Source organism: Micromonospora reichwaldensis, from assembly GCF_031845925.1.
GTDB lineage: Bacteria > Actinomycetota > Actinomycetes > Mycobacteriales > Micromonosporaceae > Micromonospora > Micromonospora reichwaldensis.
Window position 1 is genome coordinate 54,609 of record NZ_JAVRFL010000010.1, and the last position, 16,521, is coordinate 71,129.

General features: G+C 74.8%; 13 protein-coding genes. 7 read left to right on the forward strand and 6 right to left on the reverse strand.

The features are described from left to right. Nucleotides 1–10: 10 nt before the first annotated feature. A complete protein-coding gene (locus tag RM555_RS10485; protein ID WP_311411561.1) occupies nt 11–1,813 on the reverse strand; it encodes an AMP-dependent synthetase/ligase in 1,803 nt (600 codons plus the stop codon). 194 nt (nt 1,814–2,007) lie between these two features. On the opposite strand from RM555_RS10485, the gene RM555_RS10490 reads away from it, so the two are divergent. From RM555_RS10490 to RM555_RS10515, 6 genes are all read left to right on the forward strand, one after another. Then, nucleotides 2,008–2,463, forward strand: coding sequence for an SRPBCC family protein (locus RM555_RS10490; RefSeq protein ID WP_311411562.1), 456 nt, complete (start codon nt 2,008–2,010; stop codon nt 2,461–2,463). A 31-nt stretch (nt 2,464–2,494) separates the two neighbouring features. Continuing rightward, nucleotides 2,495–3,139 (forward strand): hypothetical protein, encoded by a 645-nt coding sequence (locus tag RM555_RS10495; protein WP_311411563.1) that lies wholly within the window; start codon nt 2,495–2,497, stop codon nt 3,137–3,139. Between the two features lie 76 nt (nt 3,140–3,215). After that, nucleotides 3,216–4,163, forward strand: a complete 948-nt coding sequence (locus tag RM555_RS10500) for an ROK family glucokinase (protein ID WP_311411564.1) — start codon at nt 3,216–3,218, stop codon at nt 4,161–4,163. A gap of 10 nt (nt 4,164–4,173) precedes the next feature. After that, nucleotides 4,174–4,881 (forward strand): endonuclease/exonuclease/phosphatase family protein, encoded by a 708-nt coding sequence (locus RM555_RS10505; RefSeq protein WP_311411565.1) that lies wholly within the window; start codon nt 4,174–4,176, stop codon nt 4,879–4,881. Nucleotides 4,882–4,971: 90 nt separating this feature from the next. Then, the gene (locus tag RM555_RS10510) at nt 4,972–6,381 is read left to right on the forward strand and encodes a flavin-containing monooxygenase (protein ID WP_311411566.1); all 1,410 of its coding nucleotides are present in this window, start codon (nt 4,972–4,974) and stop codon (nt 6,379–6,381) included. A gap of 133 nt (nt 6,382–6,514) precedes the next feature. Beyond that, on the forward strand, nt 6,515–7,318 hold the full coding sequence (locus tag RM555_RS10515; RefSeq protein WP_311411661.1) for an alpha/beta hydrolase: 804 nt from the start codon (nt 6,515–6,517) through the stop codon (nt 7,316–7,318). A gap of 24 nt (nt 7,319–7,342) precedes the next feature. On the opposite strand, the gene RM555_RS10520 is transcribed toward RM555_RS10515, so the two are convergent. From RM555_RS10520 to RM555_RS10535, 4 genes are all read right to left on the reverse strand, one after another. After that, nucleotides 7,343–8,761, reverse strand: coding sequence for an alpha,alpha-trehalose-phosphate synthase (UDP-forming) (locus tag RM555_RS10520; protein WP_311411567.1), 1,419 nt, complete (start codon nt 8,759–8,761; stop codon nt 7,343–7,345). Between the two features lie 181 nt (nt 8,762–8,942). Then, nucleotides 8,943–9,794 carry a DUF308 domain-containing protein gene (locus RM555_RS10525; protein WP_311411568.1) on the reverse strand — a complete coding sequence of 284 codons (852 nt, stop codon included), beginning with the start codon at nt 9,792–9,794 and terminating at the stop codon, nt 8,943–8,945. Between the two features lie 259 nt (nt 9,795–10,053). Continuing rightward, the gene (locus RM555_RS10530) at nt 10,054–10,725 is read right to left on the reverse strand and encodes a response regulator transcription factor (RefSeq protein WP_311411569.1); all 672 of its coding nucleotides are present in this window, start codon (nt 10,723–10,725) and stop codon (nt 10,054–10,056) included. After that, nucleotides 10,722–11,906: a sensor histidine kinase gene (locus tag RM555_RS10535; RefSeq protein WP_311411570.1), complete on the reverse strand. Its 1,185-nt coding sequence runs from the start codon at nt 11,904–11,906 to the stop codon at nt 10,722–10,724. The genes RM555_RS10530 and RM555_RS10535 overlap by 4 nt, the downstream gene beginning before the upstream one ends. A 264-nt stretch (nt 11,907–12,170) precedes the next feature. Here RM555_RS10535 and RM555_RS10540 point away from each other — a divergent pair, with 264 nt between their 5' ends. Then, nucleotides 12,171–12,878, forward strand: a complete 708-nt coding sequence (locus RM555_RS10540) for a lysophospholipid acyltransferase family protein (protein WP_311411571.1) — start codon at nt 12,171–12,173, stop codon at nt 12,876–12,878. Between the two features lie 25 nt (nt 12,879–12,903). Here the strand turns inward: RM555_RS10540 and RM555_RS10545 are convergent, their stop codons facing one another. Beyond that, nucleotides 12,904–16,458 (reverse strand): ATP-binding protein, encoded by a 3,555-nt coding sequence (locus RM555_RS10545; RefSeq protein WP_311411572.1) that lies wholly within the window; start codon nt 16,456–16,458, stop codon nt 12,904–12,906. Nucleotides 16,459–16,521: the final 63 nt, after the last annotated feature.

The window sequence follows — 16,521 nt, forward strand, 5'->3', positions numbered from 1 at the left end:
CGGATCGTAGTCAGGCCCGGTAGATGTCGGCGATCTCCGCCGCGTACGACTTGTGCACCACCTGGCGCTTGACCTTCAGCGACGGGGTCAGCTCGCCCGTCGCCTCGGTGAAGTCGCGCGGCAGGATCCGGAACACCTTGATCGCCTCGGCCTTGGAGACCGCCTGGTTCGCGGCGTCGACGGCGCCCTGGATCTCGGCGCGCAGCCCGTCGTGGTCGCGCAGCTTCTCGACGGGGGTGTCCTCGGGCAGGCCGGCCGAGGCGAGCCAGCGCGGCAGCGCCTCCTCGTCGATCGTGACCAGCGCGGCGATGAACGGCGCCCGGTCGCCGACCACCACGCACTGGCTGATCAGGGGGTGGGCCCGGACCTGGTCCTCCAGCACGGCCGGGGCGACGTTCTTGCCGCCGGCCGTCACGATGATCTCCTTCTTCCGGCCGGTGATGCTCAGGAAGCCGTCGTCGTCGAGCTGGCCCAGGTCGCCGGTGCGGAACCAGCCGTCCGCGCTGAGCGCCTCGGCGGTGGCCGCCTCGTTGCGCCAGTAGCCCTTGAAGATCAGATCGCCGGCGATCAGGATCTCGCCGTCGTCGTCGATCCGGATGGTGACCCCCGGCAGCGGTCGGCCGACCGAGCCGATCCGGGTGGCGTCGGGCAGGTTCGCGGCGGCGGCGGGGGAGGTCTCGGTCAGGCCGTAGCCCTCGCACACGTTCACGCCGATGCCGCGGAAGAAGTGGCCGAGCCGCGCGCCGAGCGGGGCGCCGCCGGAGATGGCGTCGCGGCACCGGCCGCCGAGCGCCGCCCGCAGCTTGCGGTAGACCAGCTTGTCGAAGAGCGCGTGCTGCACGCGCAGCGCCAGGCCGGGGCCGCCGGGGGTCTCCAGCGCCTCGCTGTACGCGATGGCGACCTGCTCCGCGCGGGCGAAGATCCTGCCCTTGCCGTCGGCCTCGGCCTTCTGCTTGGCGCCGTTGTAGACCTTCTCGAACACCCGGGGCACCGAGAGCACGAAGGTGGGGCGGAACTCCTGCAACTCGCCGACCAGGTTCTTGGTGTCCGCGCAGTGCCGCATCGTGGCCCGCGCCTGCACCACGCCGATCTGGATGAGCCGGGCGAAGGCGTGCGCCAGCGGGAGGAAGAGCAGGGTCGAGGCGCCCGGCCGGAACAGGTTGGGCAGTACCGGCACGGCGTTGGCGATGTCGGCGTACATGTTGCGGTGGGTCAGCACGCAGCCCTTGGGGCGGCCGGTGGTGCCGCTGGTGTAGATGACGGTGGCGAGGTCGTCGGCGCGGACGGCGGCCCGCCGCCGGTCGATCTCCGTCGGGTCGACCGCCTCGCCGGCCCGGACCAGTTCGGCCACGGCGTCGAGGTCGATCTGCCAGACGTGACGCAGCTCGGGCAGCCGGTCCTGGACGCCGGCGACCAGGGTGGCGTGCGCGCTGCTCTCGACCACGCAGGCCACCGCGCCGGAGTCGGACAGGATCCAGGCGGTCTGGTCGGCGCTGGAGGTCTCGTAGATCGGCACGGTGACCGCGCCGGCCGCCCAGATCGCGTAGTCCAGCAGGGTCCACTCGTAGCGGGTGCGGCTCATCAGGCCGACGCGGTCGCCGGGCTGGACGCCGGCGGCGACCAGGCCCCGGGCCGTCGCGACGACCTCGTCGCGGAACTGCCGGCAGGTGACGTCGACCCAGGCGCCTCCCGCGCCGGTGGGGCGGACGAACTGGACCGCGTCCGGGGCGACCTCGGCGTTGTCCCAGACCGGGTCGGTGAGGTTGGCCGCGTCGCCGACGGTGACGATCGGCGGGACGGAGAACTCGCGCACCTGCACTCCCTCGTGCTCACACTGGCCGGGCGGGCCGCCACCACGGGTCGGCTCCGTCGAAACCTACCCGCCCCGGCGGCCGGGGCGTAAAGGCAGGTCGCCCAGGCTGCCCGCGGGTCGCCGCCGGACGCCTCGATCCGGCGTGCCGGGGGCGGCGCGGCGTGGGCGCCGCCGGTGCCGGGTAGCCTCCCTGCATGGCGGACACCTCCACCCAGTCGATCGTCGTCGGCGCGTCACCGGAGCGGGTGGCGGCGGTCATCTGCGACTTCCCGAGCTACCCGGAGTGGACCGAGGCGATGCGGCGGGTCGAGGTGATCGAGGAGTACGAGGACGGCTACGCCAGCCAGGTCCGGTTCACCATCGACGCCGGCGTGATGGCCGACGAGTACGTGCTGGCCTACGAGTACGCCGAGGACCTCTCCCGGATCGAGTGGCACCTGGTGGCGCCCTCGAAGATGCAGAAGTTCCAGCGCGGCTCGTACGACCTGGACGGCAACGAGGACGGCAGCACGACGGTGACCTACACCCTGGAGGTCGAGCTCTCCGTCGGGATGCTCGGCATGTTCCGCCGCAAGGCCGAAAAAATGATCATGGATACCGCGTTGAAGCAGCTCAAGCGCCGGGTAGAAGCATCCGGTGCGGCGCAGTGACGCGTCCGGCGGCAGGGTAGGGGAGCCGACCATGGGTGCAACGGATCCGGGTTCGGCCCGGGAAGAGGCCGAACGTCTGGTCGCCACGGCGCTGGCCGCCGCCCGGCTGGCCGCGGCCGGCTCGAAGGGCGGCCAGTGGGGTCCGCTCGGTGGGATCGTGTCGAGTGTCCTCGGTCACAGCGACAGCCCGGGTGCGTCGGCTGGGCCGCCCGCGGGCGGTTTCGCCACCGGCGCGGCCGAATGCTGCGTCTGCCCGGTCTGCCGGGGCATCGCCGCCCTGCGCGATCCGAGTCCCGAGTTCGCCGAGCGCCTCGCCACCGGCGCGGGCGACCTGGCCGCCGGTGTGGCCAGCCTGCTGCGCGCGTTCACCCCGCCCGAGCCCTCCGCCGACGCCCCCGCCGGGCCGGCGGCCACCCCGGGTCCGGCAGGTGGGGACGACCACGTGTGGCGCGAGGCCACCCGTAGCGGGCATGATTCTCAGCCGGCACCGGAACGGGACGTCTGGTCCGCCGCCACGCGGGCGGAGGACGAGGCCGCCCCGGCCGCCGTACCGCCCGTCGACGTCGCCGGGCAGGCCGCCCCGGGGACCGTCCGGACGTCCACCGACGGGCCCGTGGTCCCCACGTCGCGGGCACCGGGGGACGAGGGCGGGCAACCCCCGGGCGACGGGGCCTGACCAACGCACATCCCGACCACGCGCCGGTCGTCCGCCGGCGCCGGTGCGGGCAGCACAGCAGAGGGGAGTGGCGGCGGTGACGCTGACCATCGGAGTCGACGTCGGTGGCACGAAGGTGGCCGGTGGTGTCGTGGACGCCACCGGCACGGTCCTCGTGCAGGCCCGACGGGACACCCCCGCCGACGACGTCGCCAAGACCCGCGACGTCATCATCGAACTGGTCCGCGAGCTGGCCTCCGGGCACGCGATCGAGGCGGTCGGCATCGGCGCGGCCGGCTGGATCGACGCCAGCCGCTCGACCGTGCTGTTCGCCCCGAACCTGGCGTGGCGGGACGAGCCGCTGCGCGACTACGTCAGCGCCGCCACCGGCCTGCCGGTGATCGTGGAGAACGACGGCAACGTGGCGGCCTGGGCGGAGTTCCGCTACGGCGCGGCCCGCGAGGCCGACGACTCGATGGTCATGTTCACCATCGGCACCGGCGTCGGCGGCGGCATCGTGCTCAGCGGGGAACTGCTGCGGGGCGCCAACGGCATCGCCGCCGAGCTGGGCCACATGCTGACGGTGCCGGACGGCCACCAGTGCGGCTGCGGCCGGCTCGGCTGCATCGAGCAGTACGCCAGCGGCAGCGCCCTGGTGCGGTTCGCCCGCGCCGCCGCCCGGCAGGAGCCGCACCGCGCCACCGGCCTGCTGGAACTGGCCGGCGGCGAGGCCGAGGCGGTCACCGGGCCCATGGTCACCGCCGCCGCGCAGGCCGGCGACCCGGTCTCCACCGAGGCGTTCGCGCAGGTCGGCCGGTGGCTCGGCACCAGCCTCGCCGACATGGCGCAGATCCTCGACCCGCAGGTGCTCGTCGTCGGCGGCGGGGTGATCGAGGCCGGGGACCTGCTGCTCGGCCCGACCCGCCGGTCGTTCGCCAACGCGCTCGCCCAGCGCAGCCGCCTCCCCGTCGCCGAGATCCGCCCGGCCGAGCTGGGCAACACCGCCGGCGTCATCGGCGCCGCCGACCTGGCCCGCCGGATCTGAGGCGGTGACCGTGACGCAGAGTTCGGGCGTGCCGCTGCGCGTCGTGTCGTACAACATCCACAGCCAGCGCGACGACACGGCCGCGCTGGCGGCGGTCGTCCGCGACGCCAGGCCGGACGTGGTGATCGTGCAGGAGGGGCCGCGCCGGTTCCGGTGGCGGCAGAAGTCGGCGGCGCTGGCGGAGTCCTTCGGCCTGGTGGTGGCCGCCGGCGGCCTGCCCGCCCTCGGCAACCTGCTGCTGACCAGCCTGCGGGTGCGGGTGGTGGCCGACCGCTGCCAGCGCTTCCCGCTCACCCCCGGCCGGCACCTGCGCGGCGCCGCGTACGCCGAGTGCGTGGTCGCCGGCGCGGCCCGGTTCACCCTGGCCGGGTCGCACCTGTCCACCGACCCGACCGAGCGGCCCGCGCAGGCCGCGCTGTTCAAGCGCGAGCTGGACGCCGCCACCACCCCGGTGGTCGCCGCGGCCGACCTGAACGAGGGGCCGGACGGGCCGGCCTGGGCCACCGTGGCGCGCGGGCTGACCGACGCCGCCGTGGCGATGGACCGGGCCGACCGGCTCACCTACTCCTGCGCGGACCCCCGGCGGCGCATCGACGCCCTCTTCGTCGATCCGCGGATCACGGTGGTCGACTACGACGTGGTGGACACCCCGCAGACCCGCCGCGCCAGCGACCACTTCCCGGTCCTGGTCGACCTGCTGCTGCCGGCCGCCGACTGACCATCAATCGCGACCGGGGCTGGACAACCCGCTCCGTTGTGGAGAGGATGCTGCGCGACCGGCACTCGTGCCGCACAAAAGGAGATCCCGGTGTCCACCTCCACCGACCACGGCCGGCCCGACCCGGAGGCGAGCACTCTCGCCCTGACCCGCGACGGCCGGCCGGTCTCCGACCGGGGCGACACCGTCTGCGTCGTCGGCGCGGGGGCCAGCGGTCTGACGGCGATCAAGAACCTGAAGGAACACGGCTTCGGCGTCGACTGCTACGAGCGGGAGACCGGCGTCGGCGGCGCCTGGAACTGGCGGCACGACCGCAGCCCGGTGTACGCGAGCACGCACCTGATCTCGTCGCGGCCGTTCACCCAGTTCCCCGACTTCCCGATGCCGGACGACTGGCCGGACTACCCGCACCACAGCCGGCTGCTGTCGTACTTCGAGCGGTACGCCGACCACTTCGACCTGCGCGGGCACATCTGGTTCGGCACCGAGGTCGTCCGTGTCGAGCCCGTGGCCGGTGACCGCTGGGACGTGACCACCCGCAGCACCGGCGGCTACGGCCCGGAACGCACCTCCCGCTACGCGGCCGTGGTGATCGCCAACGGCCACAACTGGTCGCCGAAGCTGCCCCGCTACGAGGGGCTGGAGGAGTTCCGGGGCGAGATCATGCACGCCTCGTCCTACAAGGACCCGGCGCAACTGCGCGGCAAGCGGGTGCTGGTGGTGGGCGCCGGCAACACCGGCTGCGACATCGCCGTCGAGGCCGCCCAGCAGGCGTCGCGCTGCTGGCACTCGACCCGCCGGGGCTACTGGTACGCCCCGAAGTACGTCCTCGGCCGCCCCGCCGACCAGGTCAACGACGCGCTGCTGGCGCTGCGCGTGCCGTTGCGGGTGCGGCAGTGGCTCTACCACTGGACGCTGCGGCTGACCGTCGGCGACCTGACCCGGTTCGGCCTGCCGAAGCCCGACCACCGGGTCTACGAGACGCACCCGATCGCCAACAGCCAGCTCGTCTACTACGTGGGCCACGGCGGGATCGCGCCGGTGCCGGACGTCGCCCGCTTCCACCCGTACGCCGTCGAGCTCTCCGACGGCCGGGAGATCGACCCGGACCTGGTCGTCTTCGCCACCGGGTACCTGCCGCGCTTCGAGTTCCTCGACCCGAAGGTGCTCGGCGACGACGCGGGGGAGGGCCGCCCGAAGCTCTGGCTGAACGCCTTCGTCCCCGGTCGCCCCACGCTGGCCGTGGCCGGGCTGGTGCAGCCGGACTCGGGCATCTTCCCCCTGTCGCACTGGCAGTCGGTGCTCTTCGCCCGGCTGCTGCGGCTGCGCGTGACCCGTCCCGACCGGGCGGCGGCCTTCGCCGCCCGGGTGTCGGCGAAGGCGGGGGAGCGCTACGCCGGGCCGGTCAAGGACAGCAGCCGGCACTGGTTCGAGGTGGGCCACGCCGACTACCTGCGCGCGGTCCAACGCGCGCTGCTCGACCTGGAGGCTTCCCGGTGAGCGCGAGGAGTGCAGCGCAGCGGAGCCCCGCAGTCGCGAACGAAAGGGTGGGCTCGGTGAGCGCGAGGAGTGCAGCGCAGCGGAGCCCCGCAGTCGCGAACGAAAGGCCGGAACAGTGAGTCAGGTGCGGATCATGCGCGGGCGGGAGTGGGCCCGCCCGGTCCGCCCGGTCCGGCGTGAGGTGCTCGGCGCGACCCCCGAGGTGGAACAGGGACGTCCGCCGCTGCTCTTCGTACCGGGCTTCGGGCACGGCGCCTGGGCGTTCGCCGAGCACTGGCTCGGTCACGCCGCGTCCCGGGGCTTCCCGGCGTACGCGCTGAGCCTGCGCGGGCACGGCGACAGCGGGCCGGCGCCGGAGGCGACGCTGCGGGCGTACGCCCACGACGTGACCCAGGTGGCGGCGGGCCTGCCGCGCCAGGCGGTGCTGGTGGGGCACGGCGCCGGGGCGCTCGTGGTGGCCCACGCGCTGGCCCGCTACCCGGCCCGGGCCGCGGTGCTGGTCGCGCCGGTGTTCGGCGGCTGGGCGACGTTCGGGGCGGCGCTGCGCCGCAACCCGGTCGGCACGCTGCCGGCGGTGTTCGGCGGGCCGCTGCGGCTGCACCGCCGGCAGCTGTTCAGCCCGGAGCTGCCCGAGGCGGAGGCCCGGGGCTACGCGGGCCGGCTGGGGCGGGCCGGCCGGCGCGCCCAGTGGCAGCTGTTGACCGGGCGGGCCGCCGAGCCGGCGGTGGGCGACCCGCCGGTGCTGGTGCTGGGCAGCCCCGACGACCGGGTCGTGCCGTCGACGGCGCTGACCCGGGCGGCCCGGCGGTACGGCTCCGCCCCGCTGCTCTTCCCCGGCATGGGGCACGACATGATGCTCGACGCCCGGTGGCGGGAGCCGGTCGACGCGATCCTGGACTGGCTGGAGAAGGATCCCGCGCCGACCGGCCGGCCCTGACCGACCCGGGCCGGGCCGGTCGCCTCAGCCGGCGGCGCCCAGCCGGGTCAGCAGCGAGCCGCTGTCGTCGAGGGCGGAGAGGTAGGAGCGGGCCCACGCGCGGATGTCGTGCCGGTGCAGGTGCGCCCGCATCGCCCGCATCCGCGCGCCGAGGTCGTCCGGGCCCGCCCGCAGCGCCGCGAGCAGCCCCTGCTTGAGCCCCTCCAGGTCGTGCGGGTTGACCAGGTACGCCTGCGGCAGCTCGGCGGCGGCGCCGGCGAACTCGCTGAGCAGCAGCGCGCCCGTGTCGTCGACCCGGGCGGCCACGTACTCCTTGGCGACGAGGTTCATCCCGTCGCGCAGCGGGGTCACCGCCATCACGTCGGCGACGCGGTAGAGCGCGGCCAGCTCGGCGCGGTCGAACGGCTGGGTCAGGTAGTGGATCGCCGGCTCGCCGACCCGGCCGAACTCCCCGTTGATCCGCCCGACCTCGCGTTCCACCCGTTCGCGGAGGATCTGGTACTGCCCGACCCGTTCCCGGCTGGGCACCGCCACCTGCACGAGCACGGTGTCGCGCACCTTGACGTGCCCGTGGGCGATCAGCTCGCTGTACGCCTTGAGCCGCTGCTCGATGCCCTTGGTGTAGTCCATCCGGTCGACGCTGAGGATCACCTGCTCGGGACTGCCGAGGTCATGGCGTAGCCGGGCGGCCCGGTCGGCCACGTCGGGCCGGGCGGCCAGCGCGGCCATCTCGGCGGTGTCGATGGAGACGGGGAAGGCGCCGATCCGGACCACCCGGTCGTCGACGGCGATCCGCCGGTCGGTGGCGGGGACGTCCAGCACCTTCGCCACCAGTTGGGCGAAGTTGTGCGCGGCCTGGGAGCGCTGGAAGCCGATCAGGTCGGCGCCGAGCATCCCGCGCAGCAACTCGGCCCGGCGCGGGAGCTGCATGAACAGCTCGGGCGGCGGGAACGGCACGTGCAGGAAGAAGCCGATCCGCAGGTCCGGCCGCAGCTCCCGGAGCAGGCCGGGCACCAGTTGCAGGTGGTAGTCCTGCACCCAGACGACCGCGCCGGGCTCGGCCACGTCGGCCGTGGCCTCGGCGAACCGCTGGTTGACCCGTTGGTACGCCTCCCACCAGCTGCGGTGGTACTCCGGTTGCTCCACCGAGTCGTGGTAGAGCGGCCAGAGGGTGGCGTTGGCGAAGCCCTCGTAATGGTCGCGCAGGTCGTCGGCGGTCAGCGGGACGGTGTGCATGCGGACGCCGTCCACGTCGGGCAGCGCGGGCGCCGGGCCGGTGCCGCCGGCCCACCCCACCCACGTCGCCGGGGTGTGTCGCAGGAGGGGAAGGAGGGCGCTGACCAGGCCGCCGGGACTGCGGCGCCATTCGCAGGCACCGTCGGGCGCCACACTGTCGTCGATGGGCAGGCGGTTGGCCACCACCACGAGGGAACTCTGTCGCATCTCGGGCATTCCGATCAGCAGGGAGTGACCGCCGCAGCGGAGGAACAACCGGGCAGTCAGTGAGGGATGTGACGGACAGCGGTATTCCTACTGACAGTAAGTTACACCAGTGTTGCGCGCCGGGCTCGGGGCGTCCGTCGTCCCGGGATGCGGGCAGGAGTGCCGGCGGACGGGTCGCCGGTCAGACCACCGCGCCGTCGTCCGGGTCGCGCTCGTCGTCGTCGCCACCGGGGCGCAGCCGCCAGATCAGCGAGACGAAGCCGGCGAGGATGCCGGTGAACCCGAACAGGTTGACCACCGACGGGTCGGCCACCGGGAAGAGCGACGGGAACAGGAAGAGCGCGAAGCCGACCACGATGGCCAGCACCCCGACCACCGTGTACTTCGAGAAGCGCGGCAGGGGCGGGGGCGGCGGCGGGGTGTAGCGCTCGTCCTCCGACTCGTCGTCGGGCAGGTCCGCGCCGAAGGTGTCCAGCCCGTCGAGCAGCGACGGCTCGTCCTGCCGGCCCCGTGACAGGGAGACGCCCGAGATGTCGGCCGCGTACGGCAACCGTCGCACGTCGGTCGCGGTCGGCCCGGCGGGCTCGTCGGGCGTGCCGAAGGTCACCGGGCCGCTGGCGGGACCGGGCGGGTCGTCCACGTCCTCGGCGGCGGGCCACGGGTTGTCGCCACCGCGGGGGGCGGTGGTGTGGAAGCCGGCGACGATACGGGCCCACTCGGCCTCGATGTCCGGCTCGTCGTCGCGGGGCTTCTCGGGGGCCGTCTCGTCCGCGAGCTGGGTCAGGTAGTCCCGCGCGGTCGTCAGGTGCGACCGGTCGACGTAGAGCCGGTCGACGGGGCGGGGCGGGACGGTGGTGGTGCGGGTGACCGGGTTCAGGTCGGCCGAGGGCTGGAGGTAGGCGGCGATCCCACCGGCGGCCAGGACGTCGAGCAGGTGCTCACCGACGCGCGGATCCACGTCACCGGCGATGGCGTACTCGCTCGCGTCGAGCCCGTTGTCCCGCCGTCCCCGGCGGGCCCCACCCGCTGACACCCGGACATCCTCCTCATCACGCGCCCGCGGCGCGGCCGCCTGAGCCCCGTCGGCGCCGACCCGCACGCCGTGCCTTGAATCGTGACACGTCCGGACCCGGTTCCGGGAGTGCCTTGTGGCGCGGCGTACGAAGTCAGAGCCCCTGTCGCAGGTCGCGACCGGGGATTTATGTCCGTTCTTGCTGAATGTTTTTCAATGGAGCCCGCCTGCGGCGCCGCCCGAGGGACCGCCGGGTGCCGGCGAGCGCGCCGACCGCCGGTCAGCCCGGGCCTGGCGGTGATCCCGGCCGCACCAGACCGCTCTCGTACGCCGCCACGACGAGCTGCGACCGGTCCCGGGCGTGCAGCTTGGCCAGCAGCCGGCTCACGTACGTGCGGGCGGTCGCCGGGCTGATGTGCAGGACCGCGCCGATCTCGTCGTTCGACCGGCCGGCGGCCACCTCGGCCAGCACCTCCCGCTCCCGGGCGGTCAGCGACGCCAGCCGGGCCGGGTCCGGCTCCCGCCCCCCGGCGCGTACCGCCGTCATGACCCGCCGCGTCACCGCGGGGGAGAGCAGGGCCTCCCCGGCCCGGACGATGCGCACCGCTCCCCGCAGCTCGTCGGGGCCGGTGTCCTTGAGCAGGAAGCCGGACGCGCCGGCCCGGATCGCCTCGAAGACGTACTCGTCGGTGTCGAACGTGGTGAGCACGACGACCCGTACGCCGGTCAGCCGCTCGTCGGCGACGATCCGGCGGGTGGCCTCGATGCCGTCCGTGCCCGGCATCCGGACGTCCATCAGCAGGACGTCCGGCCGCTCGGTGACCGCCAGCCGGTATGCCGCGTCGCCGTCGCCCGCCTCGCCGACGACCTCGATGTCCGGCGCCCGGTTCAGCAGCGCACGCAGCCCCGCGCGGACCAGGTGCTGGTCGTCGACGAGTCCCACCCGGATCACGTGGTCCCTCCCAGGGGTAGTTCGGCGCGTACCTCGAAGCCGCCGCCGGGTCGGTTGCCGGCGGTGACGGTGCCCCCGAGCAGGGCGGTGCGCTCCCGCATGCCGCCGAGCCCGTACCCGCGCGGGGTGTCCTCGCACTGCCCACGGCCGTCGTCGCGGACGGCGACGGCGAGGGTGCCGGGGCCACGGACGACGTCGATCTCGACGGTGCGCGCGCCCGCGTGGCGCAGGGTGTTGGTCAGCGCCTCCTGGATCAGCCGGTGGGCGGTCGAGTCGACCGCGGCGGGCAGGCCGGTCAGCTCGCCCTGCCGGTGGACGGCGATCCGCAGCCCGGTGGCCCGCGCGCCGGCGGCCAGGGCGTCCAGCCCGGCCAGCCCCGCCACCGGTTGCCGGGGCTCGGCCACGGCCGGGTCGCGCAGGAGACCGAGGGTGGTGCGCAGCTCCCGGGCGACCTGGGTGGTGGCCGAGCGGACGTGCCCCAGGGCCGCACGGGCGGCCGCCGGGTCGTCGTCGAGGGCCTCGTCGGCCACGCCGGCGTGCAGCGAGATGACGGAGATGTGGTGGGCGATGACGTCGTGCAGATCCCGGGCGATCCGGAGCCGCTCCTCCTCGACGCGGCGCGCCGCCTCCCGGGCGTGGTCGCGTTCCAGTTGCCGCAGCCGCCACCGTTGCTCCCGGCGCCGCAGCCGCCGGGACCGGACCCCGTCGCCGAGGGCGACCGCGGCGGCCATGATGGCGACGCTGGAGGCCAGCTCGAAGCCGATGAGGTACGCGACGCTCGCGCCGTCCGCCGTGCGGAACGCGGTGGAGACGACGAGCAGGCCGAGCCCCACGAGCACCGCCCAGCGCAGCTGCCCGGCCTCGGCCGCCGAGTAGAGCGCCGCGGCGAGGGGGAGGGCCAGCCCGACCGGCGGGTAGCCGGCCACGTAGTAGGCGACCAGGCCGGCGGCGCTGACCACCAGCACGGTGGTCGGCGCGCGGCGGCGCAGGAGCACGAGCGCGCCGAGCCCGACGGCGAACAGGTAGGCGGGGACGTCGCGGCCCCGGTCGCCGCCCAGGTTCGCGGTGATCGCCGCCGCCACGACGGCCGCGACGGCGACGCCGATGAGCAGGTCCAGCACGGCGGCCCGGGGCAGCCGGACCAGCCTGCCCGCTCCCCGCCGCACCCCGGCCACCCGCACAGCACGAGCGTAGGTGCCGCCGGCCTTCGCGCGGAGCCGACGGGTGTCCCGACCGACCGTCGCCGCCCGCCGTATCCGCGACGGGCGGGGGTACGTCGACAGGCGACACCGCCCGCCCGCCGGCCCCGCCGCTGTCCGGGATGGACGCCGCGCGCCACGCGGGCCGGATCACGTTGTGGCGGCCGGCATCGGGTTCGTAGGCTCATGCCCACGACGACCCGTGGCGACGCGGCGGCCTCGCGACCACCTCTGGAAAGGACGCCGGTGCTGTACTGGCTGATGAAGTACGTGCTCCTCGGCCCGCTGCTGAGGCTGGTCTTCCGCCCGCAGGTCGAGGGGCTGCACCACGTGCCCGACACCGGGCCGGTGATCCTCGCCAGCAACCACCTGTCGTTCTCCGACTCGATCTTCACGCCGCTGGTCGTGAACCGACGGGTGACGTTCATCGCCAAGGCCGAGTACTTCACCGGCAAGGGCGTCAAGGGCTGGCTGACGAAGATGTTCTTCGTCGGCTCCGGCACCATCCCGGTCGACCGCTCGGGCGGCCGGGCGGCCAGGGCGGCCCTGGACACCCAGCTGCGGGTGCTGCGCGCCGGTGGCGTCGCCGGCATCTATCCCGAGGGCACCCGCTCGCCGGACGGTCGGCTCTACCGGGGCAAGACCGGCGTGGCCCGGCTGGCCCTGGAGAGCGGCGCCCTGGTCATCCCGACGGCGATGCTCAACGCCGACGAGATCCAGCCGCCCGGCAAGCTGATCCCCAAGATCGCCCGGGTGCGGATCCGGTTCGGTGCGCCGCTGGACTTCTCGCGCTACGCGGGGATGGCCGGTGACCGGTACGTCGAGCGCGCGGTGACCGACGAGATCATGTACGAGCTGATGGAGCTCTCCGGCCGCGAGTACGTCGACATGTACGCCCAGAAGGCCAAGAACCCGCCCGCCGGCCCGGTCCCCCGCGAGCCGGTCCCCGCCTGACGGGCCGCCCGCCCGTGTCGCCCGGTCAGCAGGCCAGGGCGGTGTCGGCGGCGGTCGTCGGGGGGCGGGCCAGGTCCAGCAGGACGGGGGCGTCGTTGCGCAGCGCGAACGCGCGCAGCTCGGCCAGCTCCGGGCGGCCCGCCGTCGACTCGCCGGCCCGCTCCAGCTCCACCGTCGCGAAGGTCAATGCCAGCATCCGGTCGGTCACGTCCGGGATACCGGCGTAGATCTCGGCGCCGGCCAGGTGCAGCTCCGCGGCCCGCCGGTGGTCGCCGTCCGCGGCGGCCAGCGCGCCGGTCACCGTCCGCCGCGCCGCCTCCGACCAGGGCGTGCGGTGACCCACCCGGTCCAGCATCGCGCGCACCCGGGCCGCCGAGTCCCGCCCGGCGAGGCTGGCCGCGTATCCGGCCGCCGCGATCCACTCGCCGCTGGCCAGCGCCGGCACCGCCGACCAGGAGTCGGCCAGCTCGTCGATGAGCGTCGCCGCCTCCTCCCGGTGACCCTGCAACGCCCGGCAGAGCGCGCCCATCCCCAGCATCGTCCAGTGCAACCGGTGGAAGCCGCTGCGCCGTGCGGCGTCGAGCGCGGCCGCCACGTCGTCGCGGAACGCGGTGGCGCCGTCCTGGGCGCGGGCCGGCGGCACCCGCCCGCCCCGCAGCACCAGCAGGCAGGAGCGCAGGCCACGGACCTGCATGTCCCAGCTGCCCGTCGGCGTGTCCACGAAGGCCTCGGCGGCGGCCAGCAGCCGGTCGAAGTCGCCCTCGAACCAGGCGCGCATCGCCTCCGCGGAGTAGCTCGTGGTCAGCGTCTGCCCGCTGGCCTTGCGCCTCGGCAACGACGAGAGCAGGGCGTCGGAGCGCAGCCAGTCGCCCTCCTCGCAGACGGCGTAGACGAGGTTCTGGATGGCCCGGGGCAGGGCGATCAGCTGGTTGGCGCGGCTGAGCTCGACGATCGCGTGCAGCTCGTCCAGGCCGGAGCGGTCGCCCGCCTGGTAGCGGGCGATGGCCGAGGTGATCTGGGCGTTGGTCCGGGTCTCGGTCAGCCCCAGCCGCTCGCCGATCTCCGCCGCCCGTTCGGCCGCGGCGACCGCCGGATCCCGCTCGTAGTTGAGCATGTGCAGCCGGCCCAGCTCGGCGTAGGCGTCCGCCTTCTGCGGGCTGTCCGGCAGCGGGGCGAAGAGCTGCACGGCCCGGTCCAGGCAGGCCAGGGCGGCGGCCCGGTCGGCGCGCAGCCACGCGGCCTGGCCGAGCAGCGTCCAGGCGCGCGCCGCGCAGGCGTCGTCGCCGTGCGCCAGCAGCCGGTCGGCGAGCGCCTGCACCTGCTCGGGGCCGCCCCCGGAGAGGAAGCCGTTGCCGTCCCGGTAGAAGGAGATCTCCGTGCTGAGCAGCTCCAGCTGGAGCCGGCCGACCGGGTCGGAGTCGTCGGCCAGCCCGAGCGCCCGGCCCGCGTGGCTCGCCGCGACGTCGAGACTGTGCAGCGCGTACGCCCGGCGGGCCGCCCGGTGCAGCGCGGCCCGGGCGGGGCCGGCGAACCGGGCGATCTCCATGCCCAGCGACCGGGCGATCTCGTGGGCCGCCCACCGGTGGTGGGCCAGCACCTCCGCCAGGTCGGTGTCCCGGCTCTGCGAGAGCATGTCCAGCCACTGCGCCGTCCGCTCGTGCCGCGCCACCCGCTCGGTACGGGGCAGCCGCTGGTAGCAGACGTCGCGCACCAGCACGTGCCGGAACCGGTACTCGGGCTGCCCGGCCATCGTGGAGGCGGCCTGCTCGTGCACGAAGTCGCGCTGCTCCAGCCGGCGCAGCGCGCGCTCCACCGACTCGACGGGCTGCCCGAGCGCGGCGGCCACGGCCCCCGGCCAGAACTGCACGCCGACCACGGCGGCGGCCAGCAGCACCGTGCGCTCCTTGGCGTCGAGCAGGTCGATGCGGTTGGCGATGACGGCGTGCACGCTCTCCGGCATCGGCAGGTCGAGGTGCTTCTCCAGCGACCAGCCCCGCACGGACTGGCGCAGCGCGCCCTGCTCGATCAGCATCCGGACGTACTCGTGGGCGTAGAGCGGGTTGCCGCCGGCCACCTCGATCAGCGGGGTGAGCATGTCGGCGGAGAAGGCCGCCCGGCCGAACATGTGGGCGTAGAGCGCGGCGATGCCCGTGTCCCGCAGCGGGGGCAGGGTGATGGTCACCGAGCCGGTGATCGTCCCCGCCCAGCTCGGGTCCCGGTCGACGAGTTCCGGCCGGGCGGTGCAGAGCAGCAGCAGCGGCACGTCCCGGGCGGCGGTGCCGAGCAGCTCCACGAAGCGCAGCATCGCGTCGTCGGCCCAGTGCAGGTCCTCGAAGACCAGCACGGTCGGCCGGCGCGCGGCCAGGGCGAGCAGGAACCGCCGCCACGCCGACCCGGTCTCCTCGGCCGGCAGCGCGGTCCCCGGCAGCCCGACGAGGGGCCGCAGGGCGTCGACGAGGCGCTGCCGCTCGCCCGGGCCGACCAGCTCACCGACGGCCGAGGCGAGCCGCTGCGCCGCGCTCGACGCCGGGTCGGTGTCCAGGATGCCGGCCTCGGACTTGACGATGTCGGCCAGCGCCGCGAACGTCACGTTCTCGCCGAACGGCGGGCACCGCCCGATCCGCCAGGTCAGCGGCTCGTCGACCAGCTGGTCCACGTGCCGGTACAGCTCCCGGACCAGCCGGCTCTTGCCCAGCCCGGCCCGGCCGAAGACGGTCACCACCTGCGGACGCCGGTCGCGCAGCGACCGGTGCAGGGCGTTGACCAGCATGCCCAGCTCGTGTTCGCGGTCGATCAGCGGCGTGACGTCGGGCTGCCGGTCCGTCTGCTGCCGGCGGACCGGGGACAGGGCCAGCCACACCTCGGTCGTCGTCGACCGCCCGCGCAGGGTGACCGGCGGCTGCTCCGAGTAGCGGATCGCGTCCCGGGTGAGGGCGTGCGTCACGCCGCAGACCAGCACCCCGCCCGGCGGCGCGACCGACTGCATCCGGGAGGCCGTGTTGACCACGTCGCCGGCCACGATCGCCTGGCCGCCGTCGCGGGCGGCGGCGACGTCGACCAGCGCCTCGCCGGTGGCCACCCCGACCCGGAAGCGCAGCGCGTCGGCGCCGGCGGGGGCGAAGCGGGTCAGCACCCGTTGCAGCTCCAGCCCGGCCCGCACGCAGCGCAGCGCGTCGGTCTCGGTCGCCACGGGCGCGCCGAACAGGGCCATCACCGCGTCGCCGATGTACTTCTCGACCACCCCGCCGTACTGCCCCACCACCCGGCGGGCGGCCGAGAAGAACCCGGTCTGCATGCCGCGGACCAGCTCCGGGTCGGCCCGCTCGACGTACGGGGTGAAGTCGATCAGATCGACGAAGAGCACGCTGACCCGGCGGCGGTCCTCCTGCGGGGCCGGCTGCCGCTCGCTGCCCGGCCGGGCGGCGCCGCAGGAGGTGCAGAACGCCACGTCCTGGGCGAGCGGGCGCAGGCAGTGCGGACAGACCGCGCCCAGCTCGTTGCCGCAGCCGCCGCAGAAGCGGTCGCCCGCGGCAGCCGTGCGTCCACAGCGGTCACACTGCGTGGCGATGACGCCCTCCACTCGCGATCCCGCCGGCGCCGGGATCGGCACCGTTCCGGTGTCAGTATCGCCGTCCGTCCAGCT